General features: G+C 64.9%; 17 protein-coding genes and 1 tRNA gene. 9 read left to right on the top strand and 9 right to left on the bottom strand.

All coding sequences use genetic code 11. The annotated features are described in order from the left end of the window. Positions 1 to 185 precede the first annotated feature (185 nt). Positions 186 to 488, bottom strand: coding sequence for a PilZ domain-containing protein (locus P6U25_RS31625; protein WP_407148662.1), 303 nt, complete (start codon positions 486 to 488; stop codon positions 186 to 188). Between the two features lie 306 nt (positions 489 to 794). Between P6U25_RS31625 and P6U25_RS31630 the strand changes: the two genes are divergently transcribed. From P6U25_RS31630 to P6U25_RS31645, 4 genes are all read left to right on the top strand, one after another. After that, entirely contained in the window at positions 795 to 2,312 is a 1,518-nt protein-coding gene (locus P6U25_RS31630; protein ID WP_407148663.1) for an AMP-binding protein, read from the top strand. A gap of 144 nt (positions 2,313 to 2,456) precedes the next feature. Beyond that, positions 2,457 to 3,428: a S1C family serine protease gene (locus P6U25_RS31635; protein WP_407148664.1), complete on the top strand. Its 972-nt coding sequence runs from the start codon at positions 2,457 to 2,459 to the stop codon at positions 3,426 to 3,428. A 213-nt stretch (positions 3,429 to 3,641) separates the two neighbouring features. Continuing rightward, on the top strand, positions 3,642 to 4,706 hold the full coding sequence (locus tag P6U25_RS31640) for a phospholipase (protein WP_407148665.1): 1,065 nt from the start codon (positions 3,642 to 3,644) through the stop codon (positions 4,704 to 4,706). A 100-nt stretch (positions 4,707 to 4,806) separates the two neighbouring features. After that, entirely contained in the window at positions 4,807 to 5,013 is a 207-nt protein-coding gene (locus P6U25_RS31645; protein ID WP_407148666.1) for a hypothetical protein, read from the top strand. A 169-nt stretch (positions 5,014 to 5,182) separates the two neighbouring features. Here P6U25_RS31645 and P6U25_RS31650 read toward each other — a convergent pair whose 3' ends face one another. From P6U25_RS31650 to P6U25_RS31675, 6 genes are all read right to left on the bottom strand, one after another. Further along, a complete protein-coding gene (locus tag P6U25_RS31650; protein ID WP_407148667.1) occupies positions 5,183 to 5,857 on the bottom strand; it encodes a DsbA family protein in 675 nt (224 codons plus the stop codon). 34 nt (positions 5,858 to 5,891) lie between these two features. Then, complete coding sequence (locus P6U25_RS31655; RefSeq protein WP_407148668.1) at positions 5,892 to 6,629, bottom strand: sulfite exporter TauE/SafE family protein; 738 nt, start codon at positions 6,627 to 6,629, stop codon at positions 5,892 to 5,894. 135 nt (positions 6,630 to 6,764) lie between these two features. Further along, a complete protein-coding gene (locus tag P6U25_RS31660) occupies positions 6,765 to 7,487 on the bottom strand; it encodes an LrgB family protein (RefSeq protein ID WP_407148669.1) in 723 nt (240 codons plus the stop codon). Beyond that, positions 7,484 to 7,870 carry a CidA/LrgA family protein gene (locus P6U25_RS31665; protein ID WP_407148670.1) on the bottom strand — a complete coding sequence of 129 codons (387 nt, stop codon included), beginning with the start codon at positions 7,868 to 7,870 and terminating at the stop codon, positions 7,484 to 7,486. The genes P6U25_RS31660 and P6U25_RS31665 overlap by 4 nt, the downstream gene beginning before the upstream one ends. 295 nt (positions 7,871 to 8,165) lie before the next feature. Beyond that, positions 8,166 to 8,612: a PaaI family thioesterase gene (locus P6U25_RS31670; RefSeq protein WP_407148671.1), complete on the bottom strand. Its 447-nt coding sequence runs from the start codon at positions 8,610 to 8,612 to the stop codon at positions 8,166 to 8,168. A gap of 5 nt (positions 8,613 to 8,617) precedes the next feature. Next, positions 8,618 to 9,052, bottom strand: coding sequence for an acyl-CoA thioesterase (locus tag P6U25_RS31675; RefSeq protein WP_407148672.1), 435 nt, complete (start codon positions 9,050 to 9,052; stop codon positions 8,618 to 8,620). 99 nt (positions 9,053 to 9,151) lie between these two features. Here P6U25_RS31675 and P6U25_RS31680 point away from each other — a divergent pair, with 99 nt between their 5' ends. Beyond that, positions 9,152 to 9,709, top strand: a complete 558-nt coding sequence (locus P6U25_RS31680) for a TetR/AcrR family transcriptional regulator (protein ID WP_407148673.1) — start codon at positions 9,152 to 9,154, stop codon at positions 9,707 to 9,709. A gap of 65 nt (positions 9,710 to 9,774) precedes the next feature. On the opposite strand, the gene P6U25_RS31685 is transcribed toward P6U25_RS31680, so the two are convergent. After that, the gene (locus P6U25_RS31685) at positions 9,775 to 10,260 is read right to left on the bottom strand and encodes a hypothetical protein (protein ID WP_407148674.1); all 486 of its coding nucleotides are present in this window, start codon (positions 10,258 to 10,260) and stop codon (positions 9,775 to 9,777) included. 184 nt (positions 10,261 to 10,444) lie between these two features. Here P6U25_RS31685 and P6U25_RS31690 point away from each other — a divergent pair, with 184 nt between their 5' ends. Beyond that, entirely contained in the window at positions 10,445 to 10,729 is a 285-nt protein-coding gene (locus P6U25_RS31690) for a PsiF family protein (RefSeq protein WP_407152664.1), read from the top strand. Between the two features lie 272 nt (positions 10,730 to 11,001). Next, complete coding sequence (locus P6U25_RS31695; protein ID WP_407148675.1) at positions 11,002 to 12,087, top strand: AbrB family transcriptional regulator; 1,086 nt, start codon at positions 11,002 to 11,004, stop codon at positions 12,085 to 12,087. A gap of 74 nt (positions 12,088 to 12,161) precedes the next feature. Here the strand turns inward: P6U25_RS31695 and P6U25_RS31700 are convergent, their stop codons facing one another. Next, positions 12,162 to 12,734 (bottom strand): disulfide bond formation protein B, encoded by a 573-nt coding sequence (locus P6U25_RS31700; RefSeq protein ID WP_407148676.1) that lies wholly within the window; start codon positions 12,732 to 12,734, stop codon positions 12,162 to 12,164. A 157-nt stretch (positions 12,735 to 12,891) separates the two neighbouring features. Here P6U25_RS31700 and P6U25_RS31705 point away from each other — a divergent pair. Further along, positions 12,892 to 12,976 (top strand) — tRNA-Leu (locus tag P6U25_RS31705). A 222-nt stretch (positions 12,977 to 13,198) separates the two neighbouring features. Then, complete coding sequence (locus tag P6U25_RS31710; protein WP_407148677.1) at positions 13,199 to 14,569, top strand: tyrosine-type recombinase/integrase; 1,371 nt, start codon at positions 13,199 to 13,201, stop codon at positions 14,567 to 14,569. The last annotated feature ends 235 nt before the right edge of the window (positions 14,570 to 14,804 follow it).

Below are 14,804 nucleotides of genomic sequence, written 5' to 3' on the forward strand. Positions count from 1 at the left end.
CCGGCTCACGCATTTGCGCAATGCACGGAGCAGTGCGTAACGCGTCGCGAAGGGCTGGTACGCCCGACACCCTTTCCTTGAGATTACCAGCTTTGTTCAAAGCCGAGCAAGATACGAAGGTGGGCCGCTCGAGGATATCGCTCCAAAATGTGGAGACCTGTAACGGCCCTGTCTGCCGCCGGCCTTCAGCCCGAAGGCTGGCCGTCCGCCGGCTCCGCCGCGATGAATTTGAGGCCGTAGGTCTTGCCCCGGCGCCAGACGACTTCGCAAGGATGACGCTTGGAATGATCGGCCAGCAGCGTCAGCGCCAACCGGTCCTTCACGTCGAACGCCAATTCGGTCGTGATCTTGGCGCCGCCGGGCGAAACATCGACCACCGCGCATTCGCTCTCGGTCGCGCCATCGCCGACGGTGATCCAGGCCGCGCGGTTGTTGAGCTGGCGTCGCGGCTCGCGACTGACCTTCACTCGTGCCCTGTTGCTCGCCATCGTCACGACCCCTGAGGACGTTGGGCGCCACGCGTCGTGTGACGCGGAGTGCACACAACCGCTTCAGTCACAATGCCGCCCCTCCCGTAAAGTCCGACTTAGCGTGATCGGTTGAACTTTACCGGAATCTTGACGCGGCTTTTAGCCAACACGGATTTCGCAATCGCATCAGCGGGATACCGGTTGCACCGGAAACCTTCAACTTGACTCGGTGACGGCACTGTTGATGAAGTGCAGCCGTGGCACGCGCCACTCCCTCCTGCAACAAGAGCGGCTCCAAGACGCCCCTTTCGACGGAAACGACCCATGCTGATCCCCCTAGCCGACGTGCCGCGCTGGTATGCCGAGCGCAAGCCCGCGGACGCCATCGCCGTCAGTCACGGCCAGGACATGCTGACCTGGGAGCAGCTCGAGCGCAGGGCGAATGCGCGGGCGCGCGCCTTTGCCGCCAAGGGCGTCAAGCCGGGCGACTTCGTCGCGATCGGGCTGCCCAACAGCAACGCGTTCTTTGAAACCACCTTTGCGGTGTGGAAATGCGGCGCGACGCCGACGTCGCTATCCTGGCGGCTGCCGCGCGGCGAGGCGGCCGCGGTGCTCGACATCCTCAAGCCCGCGCTGGTGGTCGGCGGCGAGGCCGACTGGAACGCGCCGAACTCACTGCCGGCGAATTTTGCGCCTGACGGATTTTCCGACGAGCCGCTGACCGCACCGATTCCGCGCTACTGGAAGGCGATGACCAGCGGCGGCTCGACCGGGCGACCGAAGGTGATCCTCGATCACGGTCCGGCCGTGCTCGAGACCACGGCACCGCTGCCGCTCGGGATTCCGTTCGAGGCATCGGTGCTCAATCCCGGGCCGCTCTATCACAACGCGCCGTTCATCCTGTCGCATTACGCGCTGGCCGGCGGTGGACGGCTGACAGGCATGGTCAAGTTCGATGCCGAGGAGACGCTGCGGCTGATCGAAGCGAACCGCGTACAATGGGTGAACTTCGTTCCGACCATGATGCACCGGATCTGGGCGCTGCCCGAGGAGATGCGCAACCGCTACGACGTCTCCAGCCTGCAAATGGTGTTTCACATGGCGGCTCCGATGCCACCGTGGCTGAAGGAGAAGTGGATCGAGTGGCTCGGGCCGGAGCGGGTCTGGGAGCTCTATGGCGGCACCGAGCGGCAGGGTGCCTGCGTGATCTCGGGCGTCGAATGGCTGGCGCACAAGGGCTCGGTCGGCAAGATCGGCGAGACCGCGAAGCTGCGCATCATCGGCGAGGACGGCAACGACGTGGCGCCCGGCGGGACCGGCGAGATTTACTTCCTGCCCAATGACGGCGCCGGCACCACCTATCACTATCTCGGCGCAGCGCCGAAGCGGCGGCCGGACGGCTGGGAATCGCTCGGCGACATCGGCCGTCTCGACGAGGAAGGCTACCTCTATCTCGGCGACCGTCTCGCCGACATGGTGCTGCGCGGTGGCGCCAACATCTATCCGGCCGAGGTCGAGGCTGCGGTGAGCGAACATCCCGAGGTGCGCTCCTGCGTCGTGGTCGGCCTGCCCGATCCGGAATTCGGCCAGCGCGTGCATGCGATCCTCGAGCTCGCCGACGATGCGGATGCTCAGGGGATCGCCGACGGCATGGGCGACTTCCTGAGCGACCGGCTCAGCCGCTACAAGCATCCCGAGAGTTTCGAGCGCGTCGCGGTGGCACTGCGCGACGATTCCGGAAAAGTGCGCCGCACGCTGCTGCGCGACGAGCGCGCCGCCTGGATCAAGGAGGATCGCGCGTTCCGCATCATGCCGGCGCGCAAGCCGTCAAGAGCCGATTGAGTTCAATTCATCTTGCGAGAGGCATGCCTGCACGCCACATGAGCTGTGCAGGCGGCCGCTTGGGGTATATCTTTTCACTTTCCCTGCCGGCAGAACCTCGGATTTACTCCGGGTTCCCTCGCCCTGCACGCCAGGAGACCCTTCATGCCCTCATTGACCGAATGGAAAGTGCCGCCGGCCTTTCAGCCTCGCTCCGAAGATTATCGTTTCGATCTCGATCGCGCGCTGATGAGTGTGGTCGGCCTGCATTCGATCATTCCGCCTGACGCCTTCAGCGCGGAAACGCTCGGCACCGAGCGCGCCGGCAATGGCGTGGTGATCGATGACGGGCTGGTGCTGACGATCGGCTATTTGATTACCGAAGCCGAGGCGGTGTGGCTGCATCTCGGCGACGGCCGCGTGGTCGAAGGACATGCACTTGGCTTCGATTTCGAATCCGGCTTCGGGCTGGTGCAGGCGCTCGGCCGGCTTGATCTCGACCCGCTGCCGATCGGCTCGTCGGCGGCGACAAGGATCGGCGACGATGTCGTGCTCGGCGGCGCCGGCGGCCGCACGCGATCGGTCGCAAGCCAGATTGCGGCGAAGCAGGAATTCGCGGGCTATTGGGAATATCTGCTCGACGAGGCGATCTTCACCTATCCGTCGCACCCGAACTGGGGCGGCACCGGGCTGATCTCCGACACTGGTGGACTGATCGGCATCGGCTCGTTGCAACTCGAACGTGAGCGTTCGGGCCGCGCCGAGCACATCAACATGATCGTACCGATCGACCTTTTGAAGCCGGTGCTGAACGATCTGCGCAAGTTCGGCCGCGTCAACAGGCCGGCGCGGCCGTGGCTCGGCATGTTCACGACCGAGATCGATGACCGCGTCGTCGTGGTCGGCATCGCCAGCAAGGGACCGGCAGCGCGCGCCGAGCTGAAGACCGGCGACGTGATCCTCGCGGTCGCGGGCGAGAAGATCACGAGCCAGACCGACTTCTACCGTAAGCTCTGGGCGCTCGGCTCCGCCGGCGTCGACGTGCCGCTGACCGTCTACCACGAGGGCGTCACCTTCGACGTGACCTTGACCTCGATCGACCGCGCCAGACTACTGAAGGCGCCGCGGCTGCACTAGGGTGAAATGAGTTTCCGATCGATCGCTCTCCCTTCACCTCTCCCGCTTGCGGGGGAGATCGCCGCGCGCAGCGCGGCGGGTGGGGGCTCTCTCCACTCAAGGGTCCTCGCTCGCGGCAATGCCCCCACCGCAGCCCTCCCCCGCAAGCGGGAGAGGGAGTGCAATCCCGTCGCGGCTCCAGCTCTGATCTAGCAACCAAGAAAGATAGCACCGATGAGCGAGGCCGTGGTCGATAACATCGTGGCCGTGCTGCCACCGCTGCTGCAGACGCTGGAATCGTTGTCCTTCGTCGCGCGCAATCTCAACCCGCCCGAATTCGGCCGCGTCATGGAGATCGCGGGCGAGCCCGACGCGACGTTGCAAGCAGTGCGGCCGCGGCTCGCCGACTGGCCGGAGAAATTTGCGCATATCAAGACGGCGCTGGATGCCGCCATCGATGCAGCGCTTGCGGGCTATGCCGGCCTGCGCGCGGTGCAGAACGGCGAAGGCGACCTCGTCAGCGTGTTTCGCGCGCTGCGCTATGGACCGCGGGCGCTGGAGGCGCTCTATCCGTTGACCGAGTTGCCTCCGGTCAGCAGCTTCTTCATCGCGCCGGAATTGCGCGAGGACGCCGAGCTGCAGGCCAAGCTCGCGGCCGTTCCCAATGACGACACCGGCGTCTTTCACGAGCGCAACGAGCCCGGCAGCCGCGGCGGCTTCTCGATGTACGTGCCGGAATATTACACGCCGGATCGCGCCTGGCCGCTAGTGATGGCGCTGCACGGCGGCAGCGGCAACGGCCGCGGCTTCCTGTGGAGCTGGCTGCGCGATGCCCGCAGCCGCGGCGCCATCCTGGTCGCGCCGACCGCGATGGGATCGACCTGGGCGCTGATGGGCAACGACAGCGATACGCCGAACCTGAACCGCATTCTCGACCAGGTGCGCCAGCGATGGCGCATCGACAAGACCCGCATGCTGCTGACCGGCATGAGCGACGGCGGCACGTTCAGCTATGTCACCGGTCTCGACGGCGCCTCGCGCTTCACGCATCTGGCTCCCGTTGCAGCCACGTTCCATCCGCTGATGGCGGAGATGGCGGACGCTGACCGCCTGCGGGGCTTGCCGATCTTCATCACCCATGGCCGGCTCGACTGGATGTTTCCGGTGCAGACCGCGCGGCAGACGCAGGGGCTGCTGTCAGCCGCCGGCGCCAGGGCGATTTATCGCGAGATCGACGACCTCAGCCACGCCTATCCCCGCGAAATCAACGGCGAAATATTGCAGTGGCTGAACGGATGATTTGACGGCCGTCATCATTTCGCCATCGGAGCGCCCGCGTCACCGGCCGGAACCATCCCCTCCGCCCCGACGTTATCCGGCCGACACCGGAGGACTCGTGATGCGAATCTTTGTCGGAATGATTTTGGGCGCGCTGATCCTGATCGGCGCAGTCTATGTCTACGATTCCATGCAGACATCGCGCGTGGCGAACGGAGAGGTGGCGCAGGAAAGCCGCACCCTCGTCAATTGGGACGTCGCGGCCCGCGACTGGAACGCGCTGAAAACGCGAGCTCATGAGGAATGGACCAAGATCGCGTCGAAGTAACGGCGCAATCGAGACCGCAGCTAAAGCGCGATGAGATTGGGTCGAATCGTCATCGCGCTTTAGCTGCGTGTTTGAGCATGATCTTTTCTGAAAACCGCTTCGCACTTTCCCAGATCATGCGCCAACGGCCTCTTCCGAGCGGAAGCGGCCGTCACTCGTTGCGATGAGCTCAGTTCTTCTCGATCTTGCGGCCCATATTCGCCTTGCGGGCGTCGGCGATCGCCTGTTCGAACTGAGCCATAGTGAGCACGCCGGGCACACGATACTTGCCGACGATGAAGGACGGCGTGCCGTTGAACCCGAAGGCTTCCGCCTGCTCGTTGTTGCGTGCGAGCACCGCGTCGATCGCCTTCGCGTTGGCGTCGAGATCCTTCTTGAGGCGATCCATGTCGAGGCCGGCGCCTGAGAGCAATTCGCTGATGCGCGACTCGGTGATGCGCGAATTGACCGCCATCATCGCCTCGTGCGCGACCAGGAATTTGTTCTGGTACCGCGCCGCAAGCGCCATCCGCGCGGCGACCTTGGACACCGGTCCCAGGATCGGCCAGTCCTTCAGCACCAGGCGAACCTTGCCGTCGTCCTGCACCACCTGGCGCAGCTCCGGTTCGAGCTTGCGGCAATAGGGACAGTTGTAGTCGAACCATTCGACGATGGTGATGTCGCCGTCGGGATTGCCCGCCACCGGGATATCCGGGTCGCGCAGCACCTGCGCTTCAGTCAGGACCTTCTCTTCTTCCTCGGCGCGGGCGGTTCCCGCGGCCAGCAGAGCGACGCCGGCGCCGAACAGGCCGAGCGCCTCGCGGCGGGTGGGGATGATCACGGATGGTCTTGTCAAGCGGTTCATATCTGGCTTTCGCGGGGGCCCTTCGGTTCTACGCTCAGGAGCCGTGAATGTTACGCACCAGCATATAGATTGCGACCACAATAATGACAGTCGCGAACACGGTGTTGAGTGCACCGCGGCGTTCCGACAGGTGCCGGGCGCTGCGCGTTCCCGCCAGCCCCCCGGCGACGCCGCCCGCGACGAATAGCGCGGCCAGCCCCCACGACACCAGCCCGGACCACGCATAGCTCAGGGCCGTGGTCATGCCGAAGGCAGTGACAGCGACCAGCGAGGAACTCACCGCGTTCATGATCGGCATGCCGGTCGCCAGCATCAATGCCGGCACGATCAGGAAGCCGCCGCCGATGCCGAAAAAGCCGGACATCGTTCCGGTCGCGAGCCCGAGGCCGACGATCGCCGGCATGTTGTCCATGCTGAATTTAACGTCGGTCAATCCGACCCGCGCCCGGGTCTTCAGCATCAGGGCGGCGATCACCAGCATCACCAGTGCGAACAGCGCGAGCAGCTTCTGTCCGTCGAGCATCTTGCCGAGGATCGAGCCGCCGAACGCGCCACACATGCCGGCGAGGGCGAACACGATCGCGCAGGACCAGATCACCGTGCCGCCGCGGGCATGGTTGGAGAGATTGATTGCGGCATTGGCGGCGACCGCGATCGCGGATGTACCGATCGCGACATGCGGCTCGGGCACGCCGACCACATAGACCATCAACGGCACCGCCAGAATCGATCCGCCGCCGCCGACCAGGCCCAGCGAGAAACCGACCAGCATGCCCGATGCCAGTCCAAGCACACTTTGCGTTGCGGAGAAGACCAAGGGGAACAGACTCGCGTTTGAGGCCGCGACCCTAGAAGAATTTGCTGCCCGGCGCCATGCCCATAGCACAAAACTGCACTGCAACTGTCGTCAGTGCACCAGAAATGTCACGGCGAGCGGCACCAGCAGCGCGGTGACCAGGGCATTCAGGCTCATCGCGATGCCAGCAAAGACACCCGCCACCTCGTCGACCTGGAAGGCGCGCGCGGTGCCAATGCCGTGCGCGGCGATGCCGACAGCAAAGCCGCGGGCGCGATAGTCGGTGATGCCGGTCAGGTTCATCAGCGGCGTCACCACGATCGCCCCCATGATGCCGGTGAGGATCACCGACACCGCCGTCAGCGACGGATCGGCATGCAGGGATTCGCTGATGCCCATGGCGACGCCCGCCGTCACCGACTTCGGCGCCAGCGACAGGATGACGTCGCGCGGCAGGCCGAAGGCCTGCGCCAGCAGCACGACGGAGACGATCGCCGTGATCGAGCCGACCGCGAGCGCGACCAGCATCGGCAGGATCGCGGCGGCGACCCGCCCGCGGTTCTCGTACAGCGGCACCGCAAGCGCGACGGTGGCGGGGCCGAGCAGGAAATGCACGAACTGCGCGCCGGCGAAATAGGTGGTGTAGGAGGTCTTCGTCAGCAGCAGGAAGACGCCGATGATCCACACCGAATGCAGCACCGGATTGGCGAGCGGATGGCGGCGTGTCCTGAGCGACACAGCGTCGGCCACTGCATAGGTCAGCAAGGTCACCGTCAGCCACAGCAGCGGCGACTGCGAGAGATAGACCCAGAGCGAGAATGGATTATCGCTCACGGCTTGTCCTCACCGCGCGAGAACAGGCTGCTGGCCGCGACGAAGGTCGCGACCGTCGCCAGCAATGTGATGATGACCGACACCGCGAGAATCGCCAGGATCGCGACACCGTGCTCGGCGAGCAGGTCGAGCTTCTGCACCACGCCGACACCGGCCGGGATGAACAAGAGCGACAGATTGGCCAGCATCGCGCGGCTCGTGCTCTCGACGCCGTCATCGCCAAGCGGCCCGCGCGCCAGCACGGGAAAACGGTCGCGCGCCAGCAACAGCAACACGAGCAGCAGCAGGCCGACCACCGGGCCTGGCACCGGCGCGCCAAGCGCGCGCACCACGACCTCGCCGATCAGTTGGCAGAGCAGGATCAGGCTGAGGCTGGCGATCATGCGAGCAGCGTCCCCACGATCCGCCTATCAGGTCGCCGCGAGGGACGGTTGTCAATGCCGCCCGATTCGGCGCGCGTCCGCTGCCGGATTCTGCCAGCACCGTGATCCTGAGGGCGCGCTCATGCGCGTCTAGAAGGACGCACGGCCCAGATATTTCCGCTCGCTACATCACCGCTTGCCGAGAGGGTGCAGCCGTCGCCCTTCGAGACGCCGCGCAAGCGCGGCTCCTCAGGGGTGACGGCGATAGATTGTGCTCGTGGTTCTATCCATCACGAGCGAGCGACCGAACCTCTCCTCACGACTCCCGCCGCGGCAGCGCCATGAGCGTGCCGGTCATGGTCGCGACCAGCGCCTCGGCGCCGTCATTGAGCGCATAGGCACCGGCTTCGCAGAATGTCAGCGTGCGGCCGGGTTTGACCACGTGGGCACGAAACGCGAAGCGCTCGCCTTTGGCGGGCGCCAGCAGGTTGGTCTTGAACTCCACCGTCAGGATATCGGAGCCGGCGGGCATCAGCGTGAAGGCGGCGACGCCGCAGGCATTGTCGAGGCCCGCCGTGATGATGCCGGCATGAACGAACCCGTTCTGCTGGGTGAAGTCCGACGAATAGGGCATCGCAAGCTCGACCTTGCCGGGCTCCATGTGCACGATGGAAATACCGAGCGTCTGCATCGCGCGCTGCCGCTCGAACATGTCGGTGGCGACGGCGCGGTAGTCCGGGTTCTTCGGCTGGAAGGACGACATGACGGTCACGCAATCGTTGGTTCTGACGGCACTAGGTGCTGCATCGCGGTGTAGCGGATCGCCGGCGCGAACGGCGCCGACTTGCGCGCGGCGCGATCCATGTGCACGGCCGTGAGCTCGCAGGTCGCGGCGACCTCGCCGGTTTCCGCGTTGCGCATCTCGTGCAGCAGGCGGATCGCCTTGTCGCGGAATTCCAACAGGCGGCTCTTGACCTCGACGATGTCGCCGGCGAGCAGCTCGCGCTTGTAGGCGATGTTCTGCTGCACGGCGGCCATGCCGCGGCCGGATTCGCGCAGATAACCCGGCGTCAGGCCGAGCCGCGCGAACATGTTCCAGCTCGCCTCGTCGAACTTGCCGACGTACCACATGACGTTCATGTGGCCGACGTGATCGCAATGCCAGGGATAGACCGTGCCGCGATAGGTCGCCTCGCCTTCCATCGTCCCGTCCCGTCTTTTGCTTGTGATACGGTAGCGTATCAGCGCCCGGACAGGCTAGCAATACGGTACCGTATCACAAGGCCGCGCGCGGGAGATGAGATGACTGAGGGCAAGAGCGACGTCTGGGTCGCAGCCGGTTTCGCCGAGCTCGCGCGCTCAGGCATCGATGGGGTGCGGGTCGAGGTGCTGGCGAAGAACCTCGGCGTCACCAAGGGCGGTTTCTACCGTCGCTTCAGGGATCGCGCTGCGCTGCTCGAGGGCATGCTGTCGCACTGGCGCGACGGCCGCATCGCCACGATCGAGAAACACACCGCGCTCGACGGCGCGACCGCGCGCGAGCGGCTGAAGGCGATCATCACGCTCTATTCCGAGCATATGAACACCGAGGCGATGGCGATCGAGCTTGCGATCCGGCAGTGGGCCCGCACCGACGAGGCCGCGGCGAGCGCGGTCGCCAGCGTCGACGCCGCGCGGCTGAAGAATGTCGGACAGCTCTATCGCGCGACCGGACTTCCGGCCGAGCAGGCCGACGCCAAGGCCTTCCTGTTCTACTGCTTCATCTTCGGCCAGAGCCTGCTGTTTCTCGAACGCGGCCCGCGCGGTCGGGCACAACTGCTGGCCAAATCGGCGGACAAGCTGCTCGACGACGGGCCGTGAAGCAGGAGCGATAAAAAAAGCGGCCGGCGTGGCGCCGGCCGCTCATCAACGTCGATCAGGCGAGCTCAGGCCGCGCCCTTCAGGCGCTTGTTGCATTCGCTGTAATAGCCGCCGCCCTTCTGGATCCACTTCAGCCCGGCATTGCCGCCGGTCGACTTGTTGGCGTTGTACTGGTCGACGCAGGTGTGCATGCGCGCCTTGCCTTCAGACTCCTTGGAGTATTTGGGATCGACGGCGTTGGGAAACACTGCCTGACCCGCGGGTGCCGCGGCAGGAGCGGCTTCCCTCTTGGCTTCCTTCGGTGCGGCCGGTGCGGGCGCAGCGGCGGCCGGAGGCGGCGCGGCAGGTGCCGCGGCTGGGGTTGCATCGGCGCCGCACTGGGTCTTGCGGAAATCATTCCATTTCTGACCGTTGAGGCTGCCGTCGGCCTTGGCGGCCTTGTACTTGGCGCTACACTCCTGCATGGTCAGGGCATGCGCTGGCGCGCTCGCCGCAAAGGCTGCGAAACCGGACACGGCAATCACGCACAACAATCTGGTCTTGATGGTCATCCCTGGTCTCCCTTGGGGGGCAATGGCATAAGACCATTATCCTAGCGCAACCGTCGCGTGCGACAACGCGCGGGCCTGCTCTGCCGCTAAAATTTTGTCTCAGCCAAAATGTCGCACGTTCATCCGCGGTTCAGCATCGCCGCGCGACCGTCCCTGCCTCCATTCCCCACGAGGTGCACCCATGATGAAGATTTCCTCGCTCGCGACCGTCGCCGCCCTTGCCACTGCCTTGGCGATGGGCGGAGCCTTCGCGCAAACCCCCGCACCGGCCCCCGGCGCCGCTCCCGCTGCCACGGCCAAGGCGCCAAAGGAAGCCAAGCCGCGCAGCGCCGCTTCGATCGAATGCTCGAAGCAAGCGGACGAAAAGGGCCTGAAGGGCAAGGAGCGCAAGAAGTTTCGTCGGGAATGCATAAAGGAAGCTGGCGGCAAGGCGGCTCCGGCAGCGGCGCCCGCCCCGGCCAAGCAGTAAGCGACGATGCTTCGCGCGTCCCGCCCGCTCCATTGAGCGGCGCGCATCCACCAAGCGGCGCGTGGAGCCGCGCGGATCGAATCGCCCCGGACGGCCTCCGGGGCGATTTCTTTGCGTCGACCTCGCGCAATCTCGCGCCGTGCGCGGCCAACCGCCTGACGGAATGTCTTGTCTCCGTCACAAATCTCGCTGCCACGGATCGACCCGGCCGATGCATTGCTGCACCGCGCCGATGCAATTGTTCCGTTAACGCGGATTTGCCATAAGACGGCGTGACCCTAATCCGCGCATCGATAGCACCTGCCGTTCCCAGCCGCGCCAAACTGCTCAGCGCGCTCGAGACCATCGTCATCGGCAGCGCCGGCGGCTTATTGTTCTTCTGGGCTCAGTTGCCGGGCGGGCTGATCTCCGGCGCGATGACCGCGGTCGCGATCGCTGCGCTGATGGGGCGGCCGCTGGCGATGCCGCCGGTGCTGACGCAATCAGTGCTGCTGCTGCTCGGCATCTCGCTGGGCTCCCTGATGTCGCAGCAATTGCTGCAGCACATGGGCTCCTATCCGCTCACCATCGGCCTGCTGGCGCTCGCGACCTTCTGTTCGACCTTCGGCTCGAGCTACTACCTGCAGCGCGTGCACGGCTGGGATCAGACCTCGGCCTTCCTCGCCGGCAGCCCGGGCGCACTTTCACAGATCACCATCCTCGCCGCGGAGAAAGGCGCCGATGTCGCAGGCATTGCCGTGGTGCAGACCATGCGCGTGATCATCCTGACCGCGGCGCTGCCGATCATGCTGGCGGTGAGCGGGGTGACCCATGCCGCGCAACTGCCCCTGCCTACGGGGGCCGCCTCCCCGTTCGGCCTCGCGGTCCTGGTCGCGGCGTCGATTGCTGTCGCGCTGTTGCTGCGCTGGGTGAAATTTCCGGCGAGCTGGATGTTCGGCGCGATGCTGGCCTCGAGCCTGCTGCACGGCGGGGGACTGGTCGACGGCGGCCTGCCGCCCTCGATCCGCAACGTCGCGCTGGTCGGCATCGGCGCCGTGATCGGCACCCGCTTCGCACGGATGAAGACCTCGACCCTGCTCAAGCACATCAATGCCGGGATCGGATCGTTCGCGATCGCGATCCTGATCTCCGCCGTATTCGTCACGGTGATCGCGTTCACCACCCATGTGCGGCTGGCGGACGTCGTGGTCGCCTTCGCCCCCGGCGCGATGGATGCGATGCTGGCGCTGGCGCTGACGCTGCATATCGACCCGATCTTCGTCGGCGCCCACCATTTGTCGCGCTTCGTGTTCGTGACCGTCTCGACGCCGGGCATCATCCATCTGTTCGGACGGCCGCAGGACGACGTCGACGATTAGATCGAGAGCGTAGGATAGGTAGAGCGCAGCGAAACCCATCGGCTGTGCTCCGCGGCCGCCAGTGGTGGGCGCCGTCACGCCTTCGCAGTCTTCGCCAGGCCCCAGGCGGCGATCGCGGCCATCAGCAGCGAGATCAATACGTTGTAGCCGGCGAGCGAGATGCCGAGGAAGCGCCACTGCACTTCGTCGCAGCGGACCACCTTGACCTTGTCCAGTTGATCCAGCAGCGAGCCGGCCTTGCCGAAATCCACCATTGGGCCGGTGCAATCGGTCGGCCCCTGCCAGAACCCCCATTCGACGCCCGCGTGGTAGGCACCGAGCCCGGCATTGGCGAGCGCCGCGAGGCCGAGCAGCGCAAGTCCGGCCAGCAGCACCGGGCGCGGAGCCTCCCTCGCCGCCGCAACCGCGATCACCGCGCCGAGCGGGACCGCGAGATAATAGGCATAGCGCTGCTCGAGGCAGAGCGGACAGGGCACGATCTCCAGCACGAGCTGGAAGAACCAGGCGCCCGCCAAGGTCGCCAAAGCGATCACCGCGATCGCAGCCGAAGCCGTCAGCGCGGGGTTGCCGGCTGCGCCAGCATGCGAAGGATGGGCGGTGGCAAGCGTCACGGCGGGTCTCCTGCGAGCATCATCCGGTTGGGCCATCATCCTCCCTCCATGCTCAAGGCGGGTCGTATCTCGCGAAAATACCGCTGTCGAGGCGCGGGACAATCACATCCGCGCGGGTTGACGGTGACGGGCCGCCCGCTATAGTCCGCCGCGCTTCGCGACCAGGGCCCTCCAAACGGCCTCGGTCACGAATGCCCCTGTGGCGGAACTGGTAGACGCGCTCGACTCAAAATCGAGTTCCGCAAGGAGTGCTGGTTCGATTCCGGCCAGGGGCACCAACTAGCCTGTTCAGCCCCGTTCCAAATCGTCCGCAACCGTTCGCGCAGTGCTCGGAAGCCCTTGAAAAATAGGCACTTCCGCGTACAGTCTGGTTCGTCACCGTTTGTTCTCCTCCGATCCCAGCCGCCCGATTTGCTGGTATTTTTGCTGGTATCGTGCTGGTATCGGGAGAACAAACGTTCACGGCGACTTTCGCTTTTCCGAATGAAGGAATTGAGCAGATGGCCGGCAAGAACGACGGCGCATGCGCCAATCCCAAGCAGATCAGGACCGACGTCGACTGCCGCGCCGCTCGACCGAAATTTGACAATGGCGCGTGGAGTCCCGCCAAGATTTCCGACGTGACCGGCGGCTGGCTCTATCTCTTCGTCACGCCGGACGTGAGCAGGCCCGGCAACGCTGCCTCCAAGCTCTGGCGGATGAGTTACCGTTTCCACGGCCGCCAGAAAACCTACTCCATCGGACCTTACGGCAACGGCAAGGATGGCACGTTCTCGCTCGCCGACGCGCGGCGCGAGCGCGACAAGGCCAAAGACCTGCTCAAGGACGGCAAGGACCCGAGCACCGAGAAGCAGCTCGATAAGCACAGGCAGGCGGCTGCCCGGCCCTTCGGGCAATGGGCCGACGAGTGGCTCGCGAAGAAGAAGGTGGAGAAAGTCAAACGCGGCAGGATCGTCGCGGTGCGCGATCCCAAGACCATCGAGGTGCTTGAACTCCGCGTCCGCTACGTCAAGAAGCGCTTCGGCAAGCTGTGCCGGCAGGACATCAAGCGTCCAGACGTGCTCGCTTTCATGCGTTCATACGAAGCCGAGGGGAAACTGGAAACCCGCGACCGCGTGCGCAGCATCGGTGAGCAAATCTGCGACTATGCCGATGTCGAAGGTGACGGCTACAATCCATTCCGCAACCTGCGTGGGCAGATGATTGTCAACATTTCGACGCCGCGTCCCGGTGTCACCGAACCACGGGACGTGACGCGCGTCTTCAAGCTCATCAGCGCACCGTGGACGAAAGCGAGGTTTGGTGACGTTGTTGGCCTTGCCTTGCGCTTCGATGCGCTGACCATTCCCCGCCCCGGCATGGTCAATGAAATGGAGTGGAGCGAGGTCGATTGGGATGCCAAACGCTGGACTATTCCAGCCACCAAAATGAAGACCGGCTGGGACCATGTCGTGCCTTTGTCACGGCAGGCACTTGCAATCCTGCGTAGCGTTCAGAAGCTGACCGGCCATCGCCGGTACGCGTTTTCGTGCTCGAAGGACGCGCCGCTATCGAACAACACGCTCAACAAGCGCCTGCGGCTGCTGGGCATTGACACCAAGACTGATCATTGCGCCCATGGATTCCGGACCACGTTCTCGACACTGTCTCACCACGAAGAGATCAAGGACGCCAAGGCATGGGATGGCGATGTTGTCGAGCTGCAGCTTGCGCATCTCGATAACTCGACCGTGGAAGGCCTCTACAAGAAGCACGGGCCGCTCGCGCTGATCGGCTCGCGCACCAAGCTGATGCAGCATTGGGCTGATCGGATCGACCACTGGCTCGATCCCAAGAAGGTGATGCCGGTCAAGGGAGGCGCGCAGGCTTGAGTCATCTAAAGCGACCTTCTGGATCGCCTGCGCCGGCATCGCAAGAATCGGTGGTTGCAGGACGCGCAAGACTCGCTTCTTGAGATGGCGGGACCATCGTACAGATCAACGGCAAACGATCCTTGCACAAAGGGTCTTCCGAGAGCCCGTCGACAAACCCAAACTCGTATATGCAAAAGTAGCGAAGAAGCGTGCCTCAATTCCGCGACGATAAGCACGAAGATAGAAGAGGCCG

Origin of the sequence: Bradyrhizobium sp. ORS 86 (assembly GCF_045571475.1) — a bacterium.
GTDB lineage: Bacteria > Pseudomonadota > Alphaproteobacteria > Rhizobiales > Xanthobacteraceae > Bradyrhizobium.